The 15,939-nt window shown below is 74.7% G+C and carries 12 protein-coding genes; 1 reads left to right on the top strand and 11 read right to left on the bottom strand.

Features of this window, described 5'->3' with window-relative positions:
* Positions 1-7: 7 nt before the first annotated feature.
* The 7 genes from ftsZ to mraY form a co-directional block, all read right to left on the bottom strand.
* Positions 8-1,324, bottom strand: coding sequence for a cell division protein FtsZ (gene ftsZ, locus ASF47_RS03160; RefSeq protein WP_056862509.1), 1,317 nt, complete (start codon positions 1,322-1,324; stop codon positions 8-10).
* Between the two features lie 305 nt (positions 1,325-1,629).
* The gene (locus ASF47_RS03155) at positions 1,630-2,379 is read right to left on the bottom strand and encodes a cell division protein FtsQ/DivIB (protein ID WP_056862508.1); all 750 of its coding nucleotides are present in this window, start codon (positions 2,377-2,379) and stop codon (positions 1,630-1,632) included.
* Complete coding sequence (gene murC, locus ASF47_RS03150) at positions 2,376-3,818, bottom strand: UDP-N-acetylmuramate--L-alanine ligase (protein ID WP_056862507.1); 1,443 nt, start codon at positions 3,816-3,818, stop codon at positions 2,376-2,378. The genes ASF47_RS03155 and murC overlap by 4 nt, the downstream gene beginning before the upstream one ends.
* Entirely contained in the window at positions 3,815-4,915 is a 1,101-nt protein-coding gene (murG, locus tag ASF47_RS03145; protein WP_056862506.1) for an undecaprenyldiphospho-muramoylpentapeptide beta-N-acetylglucosaminyltransferase, read from the bottom strand. Before murG ends, murC begins: the two co-directional genes overlap by 4 nt.
* Before the next feature lie 10 nt (positions 4,916-4,925).
* A complete protein-coding gene (ftsW, locus tag ASF47_RS03140; protein ID WP_228942895.1) occupies positions 4,926-6,284 on the bottom strand; it encodes a putative lipid II flippase FtsW in 1,359 nt (452 codons plus the stop codon).
* 42 nt (positions 6,285-6,326) lie between these two features.
* Complete coding sequence (gene murD, locus ASF47_RS03135) at positions 6,327-7,847, bottom strand: UDP-N-acetylmuramoyl-L-alanine--D-glutamate ligase (protein ID WP_442937555.1); 1,521 nt, start codon at positions 7,845-7,847, stop codon at positions 6,327-6,329.
* Positions 7,829-8,917 carry a phospho-N-acetylmuramoyl-pentapeptide-transferase gene (mraY, locus tag ASF47_RS03130; protein ID WP_056862504.1) on the bottom strand — a complete coding sequence of 363 codons (1,089 nt, stop codon included), beginning with the start codon at positions 8,915-8,917 and terminating at the stop codon, positions 7,829-7,831. The genes murD and mraY overlap by 19 nt, the downstream gene beginning before the upstream one ends.
* A gap of 323 nt (positions 8,918-9,240) precedes the next feature.
* Between mraY and ASF47_RS03120 the strand changes: the two genes are divergently transcribed.
* Positions 9,241-10,581 carry an LLM class flavin-dependent oxidoreductase gene (locus ASF47_RS03120; RefSeq protein ID WP_056862502.1) on the top strand — a complete coding sequence of 447 codons (1,341 nt, stop codon included), beginning with the start codon at positions 9,241-9,243 and terminating at the stop codon, positions 10,579-10,581.
* A 63-nt stretch (positions 10,582-10,644) separates the two neighbouring features.
* Here the strand turns inward: ASF47_RS03120 and ASF47_RS03115 are convergent, their stop codons facing one another.
* The 4 genes from ASF47_RS03115 to rsmH form a co-directional block, all read right to left on the bottom strand.
* Positions 10,645-12,141 (bottom strand): UDP-N-acetylmuramoyl-L-alanyl-D-glutamate--2,6-diaminopimelate ligase, encoded by a 1,497-nt coding sequence (locus tag ASF47_RS03115; protein WP_156697755.1) that lies wholly within the window; start codon positions 12,139-12,141, stop codon positions 10,645-10,647.
* A gap of 110 nt (positions 12,142-12,251) precedes the next feature.
* Positions 12,252-14,048: a peptidoglycan D,D-transpeptidase FtsI family protein gene (locus ASF47_RS03110; RefSeq protein ID WP_056862500.1), complete on the bottom strand. Its 1,797-nt coding sequence runs from the start codon at positions 14,046-14,048 to the stop codon at positions 12,252-12,254.
* Between the two features lie 101 nt (positions 14,049-14,149).
* Entirely contained in the window at positions 14,150-14,872 is a 723-nt protein-coding gene (locus tag ASF47_RS03105) for a hypothetical protein (protein ID WP_056862499.1), read from the bottom strand.
* Positions 14,869-15,930: a 16S rRNA (cytosine(1402)-N(4))-methyltransferase RsmH gene (gene rsmH / locus ASF47_RS03100; protein ID WP_056862498.1), complete on the bottom strand. Its 1,062-nt coding sequence runs from the start codon at positions 15,928-15,930 to the stop codon at positions 14,869-14,871. Before rsmH ends, ASF47_RS03105 begins: the two co-directional genes overlap by 4 nt.
* Positions 15,931-15,939 lie beyond the last annotated feature (9 nt).

The following is a 15,939-nucleotide window of genomic DNA, read 5'->3' as shown; positions in this document are numbered from 1 at the left end:
GCAGGACCTACTTCAGGAAGTCGGGCACGTCGAGCTCGTCGTCGTCGAACTGCACCTGTCGCGGCGCCGGCCGCGGGGCGGGCGGCTGGGTCGGAGCCGGGCCCGTGGGACCGGACTGGCCACCCTGCTGAGCGCCCTGCTGGCCGCCCTGGTGCGGGGCCTGCTGCGGCGCCTGGCGCGGCGGCTGCTGCGGGGCCTGGCCGGACTGGCCGCCCTGGGGCGCCGGCTGGCCGAAGCCCTGCCGGGCGCCTGCGGGGACGGGCTCGCGCTCCTCGCCGCGACGCAGCGACGGCGCCGGGGACGCCTGGCGGGCCTCCTGGGCCGGCTCGACCTTCGGCTCGCGGCGCAGGACGGTGCCCTCGTCGCGCCGCTTGGGCGTGCCGCCGTCGAAGCCCGCGGCGATGACCGTGACGCGCACCTCGTCACCGAGGGCGTCGTCGATGGTGGCACCGAAGATGATGTTGGCCTCGGGGTGCACCGCCTCGGCGACGAGCGCGGCGGCCTCGTTGATCTCGAACAGGCCGAGGTCGGAGCCGCCGGCGATCGACAGCAGCACGCCGTGGGCGCCGTCGATGGAGGCCTCGAGCAGGGGGCTGGAGACGGCCATCTCGGCGGCGGCGACGGAGCGGTCCTCGCCCCGGGCCGAGCCGATGCCCATGAGGGCGGAGCCGGCGTTGGCCATGACCGACTTCACGTCGGCGAAGTCGAGGTTGATCAGGCCGGGGGTGGTGATGAGGTCGGTGATGCCCGAGACACCCTGGAGCAGCACCTGGTCGGCCTGCTTGAAGGCGTCGAGCACCGACACGTTGCGGTCGCTGATCGAGAGCAGCCGGTCGTTGGGGATGACGATGAGGGTGTCGACCTCCTCGCGCAGCTGCGCGATGCCCTCCTCGGCGGAGTTGGCGCGGCGGCGGCCCTCGAAGGCGAACGGCCGGGTGACCACGCCGATGGTCAGCGCGCCCAGCGAGCGGGCGATGCGGGCCACGACGGGAGCGCCGCCCGTGCCGGTGCCGCCACCCTCGCCGGCGGTCACGAAGACCATGTCGGCGCCCTTGATGACCTCTTCGATCTCGTCGGCGTGGTCCTCGGCGGCCTGGCCGCCGACCTCGGGGTTGGCGCCGGCGCCGAGGCCGCGGGTGAGCTCGCGGCCGATGTCGAGCTTGACGTCGGCGTCGCTCATGAGGAGGGCCTGGGCGTCGGTGTTGATCGCGATGAACTCGACTCCCTTGAGCCCCACCTCGATCATCCGGTTGACGGCGTTGACACCGCCTCCGCCGATGCCCACGACCTTGATGATGGCCAGGTAGTTCTGTGCTGCTGCCACGGCGGCTCGCCTCTCGCTGATCGGTGGTGGTGCTGGGTCCGTGCGTCGCGCACGGGTGGTCTGGGGTGCCGCACCGGGACGGGCGGCGTTCGTGCTGCTGGTGGTGGTGCTGGGGTCGTGCTGGGGGTCGTGCTTGGGGGGTCGTGCCGGATGGTGCTGCGGGGAAGCGACGGGCCTCAACTCTGACCCTCAACCTGAGGGTTATAGTTATGTCAACCTCGCCGTGACAACGACAGTAGGCACACGGAGGCGCCGGATCGCGCAGACACGCCCGGCGCGTCCTCGACGATCCGGACGAGGCCCGGTCAGCCGACCGCGGGACCGCTCACGGTCGGACGGCCCGGCACGCTCACGTCGTACGCCGTGCCGGGCTGCGACAGCAGCACGGTCAGCACCTCGGCCTTGCGCGCGGACTCGTCGGCGCTCCCCCACGCCACGGTGCGGCCGTCGCGCAGCGCCAGGACGATCCGGTCGACGGTCTCGACCTCCACGTGGTCGAGCCGGCCCGCGAGGTCCTCCGGCAGCGCGGCGACGACCTGGGCCGCCTCGCGCAGCGCCTCCGCGGTGGTGTCGACCTGGCTCTCGACGCGCGGGAGACCCTGCGGTGCGGCGGTGTAGGTGCGGAAGGCCACGCCCTCGGCGTCGAGGCCGCGCAGCGTGCCGCCGAGCTCGACCACGGCCACGGCCACCCGCTCCTCGACCGAGATCGTCACCGCGTCGGGCCACGACCGGGTGACGTCGGCGGAGGCCACCTGCGAGAGCGACTCGACGCGGGCGCGCACGGCGGCGAGGTCGACCCGGGCCAGCGGCTCGCCGTCGGGCACCTGCGCGGCCGCCCGCACCTGGTCGGCGGCCAGCGGCCCGACGCCGGTGACCTCGACGTCCTCGACGTCGAGCAGCGCGGAGAACCACACGGTCCACACCGCAGCGGCTCCGAGCGCGAGCAGCACGAGGCCCACGACGGCGTAGCGCAGCGTCGACCAGCGCCGGGCCCAGCGACGCCGCACGAAGCGGCGTCGGGTGCGCCGGGTCCGCGGGTCGACCGGCTCGCTCACAGCCGGGGCCCCGCCTCGACCCCGTCGGCGCGCTCCTCGAGCAGGTCGAGCACGCGCGGGCCGACGGTGGTCACGGTGCCGGCGCCGAGGGTCAGCACGAGGTCGCCCGCGCGGGCCCGGTCGACGAGGGCGGCCGGGGCGTCGGCGAGGTCGGGCACGAAGGCCACCCGGTCGTCGGGCAGCGGCACCGCGTCGGCGACCAGCGCGCCGGTCACCTCGGGGTCGGCGTCCTCGCGGGCCAGGTAGACGTCGAGCACGACGACCTCGTCGGCGGCGCCGAGCGCCTGGCCCATGGCCACGCCGAAGATGCGCGTGCGCGAGACCAGGTGGGGCTGGAAGGCCACGACGACGCGCCCCTCCCCCGCCACCGAGCGGGCGGCCTGGAGGTCGCCGGCGATCTCGACGGGGTGGTGGGCGTAGGAGTCGTAGACCCGCACCCCGGCGGCCTCGCCCTTGCGCTCCATGCGCCGCCGGGTGCCGCCGAAGGACTCCAGGCCCCGCTTGAGGGCCTCGAAGTCGTGGCCCAGGCGCAGCGCCGCGCCGAGCGCCGCCAGGGCGTCGAGCACGTAGTGGCGCCCGGGGATCTGCAGGGTGACCCGACCCAGCTCGACCCCGCGGTCGACGACGGTGAAGGAGGAGGTGATGCCGGCGAAGACGACGTCGACGGCGCGCAGGTCGGCGCCCTCGCCCTCGCCGACGCCCACGAAGGCGAGGTCGCGCGAGGCCGCGACCGCGCGCAGGGCGGCCGCGCCGTCGTCGTCGACACAGGCCACCAGGAGGCCGCCGGGGCGGATGCGGCCGACGAACTCCTCGAAGGCGGCGGCGTAGGCCTCCTCGGTGCCCCAGTTGTCGAGGTGGTCGGCCTCGACGTTGGTGACGACCGCGACGGTGGGCTCGTAGACCAGGAAGGCGCCGTCGCTCTCGTCGGCCTCGGCGACGAAGAGGTCGCCCGCGCCCTCGGCGGCGTTGGTGCCGGTCTGGGCGAGGTCGCCCCCGACGGCGTACGTCGGGTCGGCGCCGGCCGCCTGGAGGGCGACCGTGAGCAGCGAGGTCGTGGTGGTCTTGCCGTGGGTGCCGGCGACGGCCACGACGCGGCGCCCCGCCATCACCGCTGCCAGCGCGGCCGAGCGCGGCAGCAGCCGCAGCCCGCGCTCCTGCGCGGCCACGACCTCGGGGTTGTCCTCGCGCACAGCGGTCGAGACGACCACGGTGTCGGCGTCGCCGAGCTGGTCGGCGGCGTGGCCGACGTGGACCGTGGCGCCCAGCTCGCGCAGCCGCTGCAGCGTCGGGGAGTCGGTGCCGTCGCTGCCCGACACGGTGATGCCGCGGGCGAGGAGGATGCGCGCGATCCCGGAGAGCCCGGCGCCGCCGATCCCGACGAGGTGGACCCGGCCGAGCCGGTCGGCGGGCAGGAGGGTCGACGGCACGGGCACCCTCATCGAGCACCCCCCGTGCGGTCGCGGCGCGTGGCACCCAGCTCGAGCACCAGGCGTGCCAGGCGCTCGTCGGCGTCGCGGGGCACGAGGGCCACGGCCGCCGCGCTCATCCGCTGCAGCCGGGGTGCGTCGGTGGCCAGGCCCGGCACGGTCGCCGCGACCCAGTCGGGGGTGACCGCGGCGTCGTCGACCAGGAGCGCGCCCCCGGCGTCGACCACGGGTCGCGCGTTCTGCGCCTGCTCGCCGTTGCCGATCGGCAGCGGCACGAGGATGGCGGGCAGGCCGGTGGCGGCCGCCTCCACGACGCTGTTGGCCCCCGCGCGGCAGAGCACGAGGTCGGCGGCGGCGTAGGCGAGGTCCATGCGGTCGACGTAGTCGACGATGACGTAGGAGGAGCCCGCCGCGGCCGGGTCGGCCCCGCCGTGCTTGCCCTGCACGTGCAGCACCTGCACGCCGGCGGCCGCGAGGGCGGGCGCCGCGGCGGAGACGGCCTGGTTGAGGCGGGTCGCGCCCTGCGACCCCCCGGTCACCAGCAGGGTCGGCCGTGCGGGGTCGAGGCCGAAGGCTGCGCAGGCCTCGGCGCGGCTGGCGGCCCGGTCGAGCTGGGAGATCATGCGGCGGATCGGCAGGCCGACGTACTCGGCGCCGCGCAGCGGGGTGTCGGGGAAGCTCACGGCCACGCGCGCGGCGACGCGGGCGCCGAGGCGGTTGGCGACGCCGGGCAGGGCGTTCTGCTCGTGCAGCGCGATCGGGAGGTGACGACGCCGGGCGGCGAGGTAGGCCGGCACCGAGACGTAGCCGCCGTAGCCGACCACGACGTCGGGGCGGACGCGGTCGAGCACGGCGAGGGTCTCGGTGACCGCACCGCGCAGGCGGCCCGGCACCCGCAGCAGGTCGGCGCCGGGGCGCCGCGGCAGCGGCACCGGCGGCACCAGCTCGAGGGGGTAGCCGGCCTCGGGCACGACCCGGGTCTCGAGCCCGCGGGGGGTGCCGAGGCAGGTCACCTCGGTGGCGGGGTCGAGCCGACGCAGGGCGTCGGCGGTGGCGAGCAGGGGCGAGGTGTGACCGGCGGTGCCACCGCCGGCGAGGAGTACGCGCATCCGGACCAACCTAGCGATCGGACCGGCCGCGCCCGGAGGTGAGGCCCGCCAGCGGGCCGGCCGCCACACCGCTGGAGCGTCCGCGCCGGCGCAGGGCGAGGGCCCGGGCCGCCTCGGGCTCGCGGCGGGCGAAGCCGATGAGCAGGCCCAGCGCGATCAGCGACGGCAGCAGCGCCGACCCGCCGTAGGAGACCAGGGGCAGCGGGATGCCGATGACGGGCAGCAGGGCGAGCACCATGCCGACGTTGATCACCATCTGCCCGACCAGCCAGACCACGATGCCGAAGGAGGCGTAGCGCACGAAGGGGTCGGCGGTGTGGCGCGCGACCCGCAGGGCGGCGAAGGCGATGGTGAGGAAGAGCGCGACGACCAGCACCGTGCCGACCAGGCCCAGCTCCTCGCCGAGCACGGCGAAGATGAAGTCGGTGTGGGCCTCGGGCAGGTCGCCCCACTTCTGCTGGGAGGCGCCGATCCCCTGGCCGAACCAGCCACCGCTGGACAGGGCGTAGAGCCCGTGGGCGGGCTGCCAGCCGGAGTCGTGGAAGTCCTTGAAGGGGTCGGCGAAGGTGGTCAGCCGCGAGACCCGCTCGGGGTCGCTGGCGGCCAGGCCGATGGCGGCGACGCCCACCAGCGAGAGGCAGACGGCGAAGAAGCGCAGCGGCGCGCCGACCACCCACAGCATGCCGAGCATGATCGCGAACAGCACGAGCGCCGTGCCGAGGTCGCGGCCGAAGACGACCAGGCCGGTGGCCAGCAGCAGGCCGGGGACCACCGGCACCATCACCTGGTGCAGGCTCGCGAGGCGGCGCTCCTTGTTGGCGTAGATGTGCGCGGCCCACAGGATGAGCGCGAGCTTGGCGATCTCGGAGGGCTGGATCTGCAGCGGCCCGATCGCCAGCCAGTTCTGGTTGCCGTTGACCGCGACGCCGATGAAGGCCGTGAGCAGCAGCAGCGCCAGCGAGACGAGGTAGCCCGGGTAGGCCAGGGCCCGCAGCAGCCGGTGGGGCAGCCGGCTGGCCACGAAGGCGAGCGGCAGCCCGAGCACCACCCACATCAACTGGCGGCGCACGATGGCGTAGGAGTCGCCGTCGTTCTGGGTGAAGGAGTACACGCTCGAGGCGCTGAGGACCATGATCAGACCGATGGTCAGCAGCAGGGTCGAGGCCCCCAGCAGCAGGTAGTACGACGTGAGCGGGCGGTCGAGCGCGTCGTGCACCGTCGCCGTGGTCGTGCGCACGCGCTCGCGCAGGGTCCACCACGCCGAGGCGGCGCCGCCGGGGGCGGGCATCGACCGGGTGTCGTCGAGGCCCTGCGGCGCGGGGCGGGCGGTGCGGGTGGGGCTGGGGCCCCGCTCGGCGGTGGTGGTCACGGCGTCCCTTCCTGCGTGGGCCCTGCGGGCCCGGTCGGACCGCTAGCCGGTCCTCTCCCGGACCGCTGCGGTGAAGGCGTCACCACGAGCGGCGTAGCTGGCGAACATGTCCATGGAGGCGCATCCCGGCGCGAGGAGGACGGTGTCCCCCGGCCGGGCGAGCCCGGCCGCCGCGTCGACGACCTGCCGCATGACCTGTTCTGGTGTGTCTGGTGTGCGTGTGACTGCTGGTGCGTGTGTGGCGCCAGTCTGGTCGCCGCCGACGACTTTGACGGGCACATCGGGCGCGTGTCGGGCAAGAGCGCGGGCGATCACGTCGCGGTCACGGCCCAGCAGCACGACACCGCGGAGCCGGGGTGCGGCGGAGCGCACGAGGTCGTCGAAGTCGGCGCCCTTGGCCAGGCCGCCGGCGACCCAGACCACGGGGTCGTAGGCCTGCAGCGACGCCCCGGCCGCGTGGGGGTTGGTGGCCTTCGAGTCGTCGACCCAGGTCACGCCCTCGTGGGTGGCCACCACGGCGATGCGGTGGCCGTCGGGCCGGAAGCCGCGCAACCCGTCGCGCACCGCCTGCTGGGAGACCCCGTGCGAGCGGGCCAGGGCCGCGGCGGCCAGGGCGTTGGCGACCTGGTGGGGTGCGGCCGGGTGGCCGTCGACCTCGAGGTCGGCGAGGTGGCACAGCTCGGCGGCGCTCGTGCCGCGCTCCTCGATGAAGGCGCGGTCGACGAGGATGTCCTCCACCAGGCCGAGCATGCCCACGCCCGGGACGCCGAGGGTGAAGCCGACCGCGCGGGCCCCCTCGACGACGTCGGCCTCACGCACCAGGCGCTCGGTCTCGGGGTCGGCGACGTTGTAGACGCACGCGCGCTGGACACGCTCGTAGATGCGCCCCTTGTCGGCGGCGTAGTCGGCCATCGAGGCGTACCAGTCGAGGTGGTCCTCGGCGAGGTTGAGCACCGCCGCCGACTGGGCGCTCATCGAGTCGGTGTAGTGCAGCTGGAAGCTGGAGAGCTCCACGGCCAGCACGTCGTAGGGCTCGGGGTCCATGACGGCCTCGACGATGGGCAGGCCCACGTTGCCGACGGCGACGCTGCGCAGACCCGCCGCACGCAGGATCGCGTCGAGCATCTGCACGGTGGTGGTCTTGCCGTTGGTGCCGGTCACCGCCAGCCACGGCGTAGCGTGGGCCGGGTCGCGCAGGCGCCAGGCCAGCTCCACCTCGCCCCAGACCGGGATCCCGCGGGCCCGCGCCTGCGCGAGCAGCGGCGCGTCGGGGCGCCAGCCCGGCGAGGTGACGAGGACGTCGACGTCGTCGGGCAGGGTCGCCGTGGCGCCCTCCCCCAGGCGGATCGAGGCACCGAGCACCTCCAGCAGCTCGGCCTTCTCCTCCTTGCCCGCCGCCGACTCGTCGAGGGCGGTGACGTCGGCGCCGAGGTGGTTGAGGTTGTCGGCGGCGGCGAAGCCGGAGACGCCGAAGCCGGCGACGACGGCCTTCACGCCGTCCCAGGGCGTGTGCCGGCCCAGGGAGTCGAGGTCGCGGGGCGCGCTCATGTGCCGGCCACCCACTCGGCGTAGAAGATGCCCAGGCCGCCGGCGACGCACAGCCCGGTGATGATCCAGAACCGGATGACCACCGTGATCTCGTCCCAGACCATCTCGAAGTGGTGGTGGATGGGCGCGATGCGGAAGAGCCGCTTGCCCGTGCCGGTGATGCGTCGCGTGGCCTTGAACCAGGTCACCTGGAGCATCACCGAGACGGTCTCCATGACGAAGACGCCGCCGAGCACGATGAGGAGCAGCTCGGTGCGGCTGAGCACCGCGAAGCCGGCCAGCGCCGCGCCCAGCGCCAGGGAGCCCGTGTCGCCCATGAAGATCTGGGCCGGCGAGGCGTTCCACCACAGGAAGCCGAAGCAGGCGCCGGTGATGGCCGCGGCGATGATCGCCAGGTCGAGGGGATCGCGCACCTCGTAGCACTTGCCGTAGGCGATGTCGTCCTGGCCGCACCACTGGTTGTTCTGCCAGATGTTGACCAGGGTGTAGGCGCCGAACACCATCACGCTCGCGCCGGTGGCCAGGCCGTCGGCGCCGTCAGTGAGGTTGACCGCGTTGCTGGTGGCGATGACGATCAGCAGGATCAGCACCACCGCCACCACGGCGGGCAGCACGAAGCTGTCGAAGTCGCGGATGAAGGACAGCGAGAACGACGCCGGCCGCTGGCCGCGGTCGTCGGCGAACCACGGGCTCAGCGCCAGGACCGCGAAGGTGAGGCCGACGATGGTCTGCCCGACGATCTTGGCCTTGCTGCGCAGGCCGAGGCTGCGCTGCTTGTAGATCTTGATGAAGTCGTCGAGGAAACCGACCAGACCGGTGCCGACGAAGAGGAAGAGCAGCAGCAGCGCCGAGGCGCTGGGCAGGTCGCGCGTGACGAGCTTGGCGAAGAAGTAGCCCACCACGGTCGCGCCGATGATGACGACGCCGCCCATCGTCGGGGTGCCGCGCTTGGTGTGGTGACTGGTGGGTCCGTCGTCGCGGATCTCCTGGCCGTAGCCCCACTCGGTGAAGCGCCGGATCGCGACGCGGGTCCCGAGCAGCGAGATCAGCAGCGCCAGGCCACCTCCCATGAGGATCGCTCTCATCCGACTACGTCCGCTCCCTCGGTGCCGTCACTGCGCGTCGCCGCGCCGTCCCTCGCCCCGCGTCGCCGCCGGGGTGATCCCCGACGTCGCCGGGGCAACCAGGACATCTTGGCCCACGAGGGCCGCCGGCGCCTCCGCGCCCCGCCGCCCGGTGGCGATCCTCACGTGCGCCGCCGACCCCCGGGCCCGCCCGACCCACCCCGGCCCCACCCCGGCCCACCCCGGCCCGCGCCGACCGGCAGCCGGACGGCGAGGGCGGACGGACCACGGCGCAATCTATTCTCTAGTAACTGACGCCAGTTACTCCTGAAAGGCAGACCTCCATGAGCCGGCAGCTGCACCTCGGCGGATTCCAGATCGCCTCCCACGTCACGCACTCCCACGCCGCCTGGCGCCACCCCGGCTCCGACCCGGCGTTCCTGACCCCCGACTACTGGCACCGTGTGGGGCGCACCCTGGAGCGGGGCACCTTCGACTTCGTCTTCTTCGCCGACCTGCTGGCCGTGCCCACCAACTACGGCGGCGACGAGCGCGAGGCGCTGCGGCGCGGCACGCAGGCCAGCGCCACCCTCGACCCGTCGCTCGTGGCGGCCAGCATCGCCGCGGTCACACGCCACCTCGGCGTCGCGGTCACCAGGAGCACCACCTACTTCCACCCCTTCGAGGTGGCGCGGGCCTTCGCGAGCCTCGACCACCTCAGCGGCGGTCGCGCGGCCTGGAACATCGTCACGTCGCTCAGCCGCTCCGAGGCCCAGAACTTCGGCCTCACCGAGGCCCTCGACCACGACCTGCGCTACGACCGCGCCCAGGAGTTCGTCGAGGCCGCGGTGGCCCTGTGGGACACCTGGGACGCCGACGCGCTGGTGCAGGACAAGGCGACCGGCGTCTTCGCCGACCCCGACAAGGTGCGGCCGGCGCACTTCGACGGGCTCTTCTACAAGACGAGGGGACCTCTCACGACCCCCCGCTCCCCCCAGGGCCGGCCCGTGCTCATCCAGGCCGGCTCCTCGAGCAAGGGGCGCGACTTCGCCGCGAGGTGGGCCGAGGCCATCTTCGAGATCGACCCGACGCCGGAGGGGCGGCGCGCCTACTACGACGACATCAAGAGCCGCGCCAGCGACGCGGGCCGCGACCCCGACCAGGTCAAGGTCTTCCCCTCGTTCGTGCCCTTCGTCGGCGAGACGCGGTCGATCGCGGAGGAGAAGCAGGCCTTCCACAACGAGCTGGCCGACCCGGTCTCGGGCCTGATGACCCTCTCGGTCCACACTGACCACGACTTCTCCGCCTACGACCTCGACGCCCCGCTCGAGCACGTCGAGGTCTCGGGCACGCAGGGACTCTTCGACCTCGCCCGCCGTCTGAGCGAGCGCGACAGCCTGACGCTGCGCGACATCGGCCGGCTCTACGCCCAGGGCGTCCTGCTGCCGCAGCTCGTCGGCACCGCCTCCGAGGTCGCCGACCAGATCGAGGAGAGCTTCCGCGGGGGCGAGGCCGACGGCTTCATCCTCTCGGCGGCGCAGAGCCCCGGCACCTTCGAGGACTTCGTCGACCAGGTCGTGCCCGAGCTGCGCCGGCGCGGGCTCTTCCGCCGGGAGTACGCCGGTCGCACCCTGCGCGAGCACCTCGGTCTCGACCTCGGGCGGCGCGAGCGCGTGCCGGGCTGAGCCGCGAGGCACCGGCGGCGCCCTCGTGCCACGCCGCCGGTGCCCGCGGGGTGCGGGAGGACCTCAGGCGTCGGGCTGCTCGGCCCGGGGGGCGAGCAGCAGCTCACGGGCGACGAGCCGGTCGTCGAAGGGGTGCACCACCCCGTCGACCTCCTGACCGGTCTCGTGGCCCTTGCCGGCCACGAGCACGATGTCGCCCGACCGGGCCACGGCGAGGGCCGCGGCGATCGCCGTACGCCGGTCGCCGACCTCGCGCACCTCGGCGCGCTCGGCCTCGGGCACCGCGGCGGCGCCGGCCAGGACGGCGGCGCGGATGGCGGCCGGGTCCTCGCTGCGGGGGTTGTCGTCGGTGACGACGAGCACGTCGGCGAGCCGCGCGGCGATCTCCCCCATCACCGGGCGCTTGCCGGTGTCGCGGTCACCCCCGGCGCCCAGCACGACCACCACCCGGCCCGCGGTGAGCGGGCGCAGGGCGGCCACGGCCGCCTCGACGGCGTCGGGCTTGTGGGCGTAGTCGACGACGACCTCGAAGTCCTGCCCCGCGTCGACGCTCTCGAGCCGGCCCGGCACGCCGGCCAGAGCGGCGATCCCGTCGGCCACGCCGGAGGCGTCGAGCCCGGCCTCGCCCGCGGCGGCCACGGCCGCGAGGGCGTTGGAGACGTTGAAGGCACCGGCCAGGGGCACCTCGGCCGGGAACGGCGGGCCCGCCGGGCCACGCACCTCGAAGGAGGTGCGGCTCGGGGCCGGACGCAGGTCGAGCGCCTCCCAGTCGGCGCCCCCGCCGGTGGTGGAGAAGGTCGCGACCGGCAGCGGCGTCTCCCGGGCCAGGCGCCGGCCGTGCTCGTCGTCGCGGTTGACCAGCGCGCGACGCGCGCGGTCGGGGCCGAAGAGGGCGGCCTTGGCCTGGAAGTACTCCTCCACGGTGTCGTGGAAGTCGAGGTGGTCGCGCCCGAGGTTGAGGAAGACGGCCACGTCGAAGACCACGCCGTCGACGCGGCCCAGCACGAGCGCGTGGCTGGAGACCTCCATGGCGCACACCTCGACGCCGCGCTCCACCATGACGGCGAAGAGACCGTGGAGGTCGGGCGCCTCGGGCGTCGTCAGCGCCGTGCGTACGTCGACCCCGGCGATGCGGGTGCCGACCGTGCCGATGACCGCGGAGCGCACCCCCGCGCCGGCCAGGCCGCCCTCGAGGAGCCGCGTGGTGGTGGTCTTGCCCTGGGTGCCCGTGACGCCGATCATCGTCAGCCGCTCGGCGGGGTGGCCGTAGAGGTGGGCGCTGACCCGCCCGAGCACACGGCGGGGGTCGTCGACCACGAGGGCGGGCACATCGGGGGGCACGCGGTCGGCGCCCGCGGGGTCGGTGAGCACCGCCACGGCTCCGGCCCCGACCGCCGCCGCGGCGTAGTCGACGCCGTGGGCGCGCGCGCCGGGGAGCGCGGCGTAGAGGTCGCCCGGCCGGACGCGCTGGGAGCTCAGCGTGATGCCGGTGAGCGTCGGGTCGCTCGAGGGCGCGGTGCGGTGCGCCGGCACCAGCTCGCGGCGCACCCACGCCGTCAGCTCGGAGAGGGGCGTGCGGGGCGGGTCTGCGGGGCGGGTGTCGCCGGACGTGCCGGGAGTGCCAGGTGTCGAGGTCACGATCGGGTCAGCCTAGGAGCGCGCGGCCGGGCTCACCACTCGACGGGCAGGCGCGAGGGCTCGGTGCCGGTGGGAGGCACGGCGTAGCGGCGCAGCGCGTAGCCCATGATCTTGGAGAAGGCCGGACCGCCGACCGAGCCGCCCCCGCCGCCGTTGGTGGGGTTCTGCACCACGACGTAGATGGTGAAGCGGGGGTCGTCGGCGGGCGCGAACCCGGCGAAGGACACGGTGTAGCTGCCGTCGTAGCACTGGCACTCGCTGCTGGCCCGCTGCGCCGTGCCGGTCTTGCCGGCGACGCGGTAGCCGGGGACGGCCGCGCCCGGGGCGACGCCGACCTCGGGGTCGACCACGCGCTCCATCATGTGGGTCGTCTGGCGCGCCGCGTCCTCGCTGATGACGCGGCGCTCCGTGGCGTGGTCGGTGCCGACCTGCTCGCCGGAGTCGGTGGTGGCCGAGCCGAGCACCACGCTGGGGTCGATGCGCACCCCGCCGTTGGCGATGGTGTTGACCGCGGCCGCCATCTGCAGCGCGTTGACCGAGACCGACTGACCGAAGGCGATGCGGTCCTGCAGCGCGTCGGACCAGATGCTCTCGTCGGGCAGGATGCCGGCCGACTCGCCGCGGATGCCCGTGCCGGTGGTGCGCCCGAGGCCGAAGGCGTCGAGGTAGGAGCGCAGCTCGCCGTCGTCGTACTTCTCCGTGGCCATCACGGTGCCGATGTTGGAGGACTGGGCGATGACGCCGGCCAGCGTGAGCCGGATGGTGCCGTGGTCGAACCAGTCGCTGATCGGGTTGTCCCCCTCGCGCTGCAGCACGCCGGGCACCGTGAGCCGCGTGCGGGCGGTGACCTTGCCGGCGTCGACCAGGCCCGCGACGGTGAGGACCTTCTCGACCGACCCGGGCTCGTAGACGTCGCTGACCGCGCGCGAGCCGAGGTCGGCCTCGTCGGACTCCAGCGGGTGGTTGGCGTCGAAGGTGGGGTAGTCGGCCAGCGTCAGCACGTCGCCGGTGCGGCTGTCGAGCACGACGACCGAGCCCGACTCGCCTCCGGAGTCGCGCACGGCCTGGCGCAGCACGCGCTGGGAGTAGAACTGCAGGTCGCGGTCGAGGGTGGTGCGCAGGTCCTCGCCGTCGACGGCCGGCACGGTGGTGTTCTCCCCCAGCGGGACGCGGTTGCCGGCGGCCACGGAGTAGCGCGCCTCGCCGTCGACGCCGTCGAGGAGGTCGTCGAAGGTGCGCTCGAAGCCGGCCAGCGGCTTGGTCGTGCCGTTCTTGCGGGGGGTGCCGACGAAGCCGACGAGGTTGGCGGCGACGTCGCCCGCGGGGTACTCCCGCACCGGGTCGCGCTCGGTCACGAGACCGTCGTAGCCCAGCGCGCGCGCCTTGGCGACCACCGAGGTGGCGAGCGCTGCGGGCACGCTGCGGGCGATGTACTGGAAGCGGCTGTCCTCGGCCCGCAGGCGGGGCAGGATCGTGAAGTAGTCGACGTCGAGGCGGTTGGCGAGGAAGCGCGCGAGCTCCGGGGCGTCGTCGGCGGTCAGCGCCGGGTCGGCCACGACCATCAGCCCGTCGACCGACTCCGCCAGCGGCTCGCCGTTGCGGTCGAGGATGTCGCCGCGCTCGGCGGGGAGCACGATCTCCTCCAGGCCCTCGGCCGCGGCCATCGAGGCGTAGGAGGCGGGGTCGAGACCCTGGAGCTGCACGAGGCGGCCCACGAAGACCGACAGCACCATCGCGATGACCAGGAAGCCGATCCGCAGCCGCAGCTGCGGGGAGCCCCTCAGCTCGCCGGCGGGGCGGGCCGGGCCACGGGCTGCGGTCCTGCGCATTGGCTGGCGGGTCTGTCGCACGCTCGTCCTCCGGGTGGTGCTGGTGCTGGGCGGTTCGGTCCGTGGTGCGGGTGATGCACGTGGTGCGGGTGGTGCAGGTGTTACCGGTCGTTCCTACCCCCACCGGCGTCGCCGTCGCGGTTGCCGCGCGGGGCGTCCTCGCCGGTGTCGTCGCCGGTCTGGTCCTGCTGGCGCTCACGACCACTGCCGTCGCGGTCGCCGGACCGGTCGCCGGCGTCCGAGCCGTCGCGGTCGCCCGAGCCGTCGCGGTCGCCCGAGCGGTCGCGGTCGCCCGAGCGGTCGCGGTCGCCCGAGCGGTCGCGGTCGCCGGGGAGGATGCCCTCGGGCGGGGCCTGGGTCGGGGCCGGCGGGCGGAGCTCGGCCGGCAGCGGCGCCGGGGGCGGGTCGAGCGCGAGGGTCCCGGGGGCCAGGGCGGCGTCGGTGGTGCCGGTGACGGTGCCGTCGGAGAGGTCGAGGAACTGCGGTGCGGCCGGGAGCACCAGGCCCTGGGCCTGGGCCCGGCGCGCGACGTTCTGCGGGTCGCGCAGGCGCTCGAGCTGCATCGACAGCGAGGCCTGGCGCGCGGTGAGCACGGTGGCGCGGTCCTGGAGCTCGGTGGCGGCGAAGGCCGACTGCTGCATCGAGGTGTTGAACAGCAGCAGGCCCACGACGCCGCCGAGCATCAGCAGGCTGAGCAGGGTCACGAACGGCACCTTGGCCGCCCTCGTGCGGCCCCGGGGCACGACGGTCAGCCGGGCGCGCTCGACGGCGGCCTCGGCGAGGCGGGGCAGTCTGGTCTGGATCGCTCGTGCCGTGCTGCTCATCGGGCTGCTCCCCCTCGGGTGTCGGGACGGTGGGTGGTGCGGGGCGTGCGGGCGGCCGACCGGCCCTGGGGCCGGTCCTGGGGCCCGTCGGAGGGTCGGACCCGCTCGACGGCGCGCAGGCGCACGGAGGCGGCGCGCGGGTTGGCCTCGATCTCGCCCGCGTCGGCCTTCTCCGAGCCGCGGGTGACCAGGCGCAGGGCCGGCTCGCTGCCCTCGGGCACGAAGGGGAGGTCGTCGGGCACGACCGAGCGGGTCGCGGCGGTGAAGGCCTGCTTGACCAGCCGGTCCTCCAGCGAGTGGTAGGACTCCACCACGACCCTCCCGCCGACGCCGAGGACGTCGATGGCGGCCGGCAGCGCGCGGCGCAGGACGGCCAGCTCGTCGTTGACCTCCATGCGCAGCGCCTGGAAGGTGCGCTTGGCGGGGTGGCCGCCGGTGCGCCGGGCCGGCGCGGGGATCTCGGCGTACAGCAGCTCGACGAGCGGCCCGGACGTCGTGAAGGGCTCGCTCTCGCGGCGGCGCACGACGGCGGCGGCGATCTTGCGGGCGAACTTCTCCTCGCCGTAGTCGCGCAGGACGCGGGTCAGGTCGGCGGCGGAGTAGGTGTTGAGGACGTCGGCGGCGGTCGGCCCGGTCGAGGAGTCCATGCGCATGTCGAGCGGGGCGTCCTCGGCGTAGGCGAAGCCGCGCTCGCGCACGTCGAGCTGCATGGAGGAGACCCCGAGGTCGAAGAGGACGCCCGCGACCTCGCCCAGGCCGAGGTCGGCGACGACCTCGCCGATCTCGTCGTAGGTGGCGTGCACGCCGGTGAAGCGCTCGCCGTGGGCCGCCAGGCGCTCGCCGGCAAGCGCGAGCGCGGCGGGGTCGCGGTCGATGCCCACGACGCGGGCGCCGGGCAGCCGCTCAAGGACGGCCTCGCTGTGGCCACCGAGGCCCAGGGTGCAGTCGACGAGCACGGGAGCCGCGCCCAGCCGGGCGGCGGCGGACTCGTCGAGCGCGGGCGCCAGCAGGTCGACGACCCGGTCGAGCAGGACCGGGACGTGGCGGGGGGAAGCCATGGAGCCGAC

This window comes from Nocardioides sp. Leaf285 (genome assembly GCF_001422955.1).
In the GTDB taxonomy this organism is placed as follows: Bacteria; Actinomycetota; Actinomycetes; order Propionibacteriales; family Nocardioidaceae; genus Nocardioides; species Nocardioides kribbensis.
The sequence above is the reverse complement of the archived record's forward strand: the minus strand, read 5'-3'. Positions and strand labels throughout refer to the sequence as shown.

Excerpts from the sequence above, each read along its gene's own strand:
- murC (WP_056862507.1), bottom strand. The coding sequence starts at position 3,818 with ATGAGGGTGCCCGTGCCGTCGACCCTCCTGCCCGCCGACCGGCTCGGC.
- murG (WP_056862506.1), bottom strand. The coding sequence starts at position 4,915 with ATGCGCGTACTCCTCGCCGGCGGTGGCACCGCCGGTCACACCTCGCCC.
- mraY (WP_056862504.1), bottom strand. The coding sequence starts at position 8,917 with ATGAGAGCGATCCTCATGGGAGGTGGCCTGGCGCTGCTGATCTCGCTG.
- ASF47_RS03120 (WP_056862502.1), top strand. The coding sequence starts at position 9,241 with ATGAGCCGGCAGCTGCACCTCGGCGGATTCCAGATCGCCTCCCACGTC.
- ASF47_RS03110 (WP_056862500.1), bottom strand. The coding sequence starts at position 14,048 with ATGCGCAGGACCGCAGCCCGTGGCCCGGCCCGCCCCGCCGGCGAGCTG.
- ASF47_RS03105 (WP_056862499.1), bottom strand. The coding sequence starts at position 14,872 with ATGAGCAGCACGGCACGAGCGATCCAGACCAGACTGCCCCGCCTCGCC.
- rsmH (WP_056862498.1), bottom strand. The coding sequence starts at position 15,930 with ATGGCTTCCCCCCGCCACGTCCCGGTCCTGCTCGACCGGGTCGTCGAC.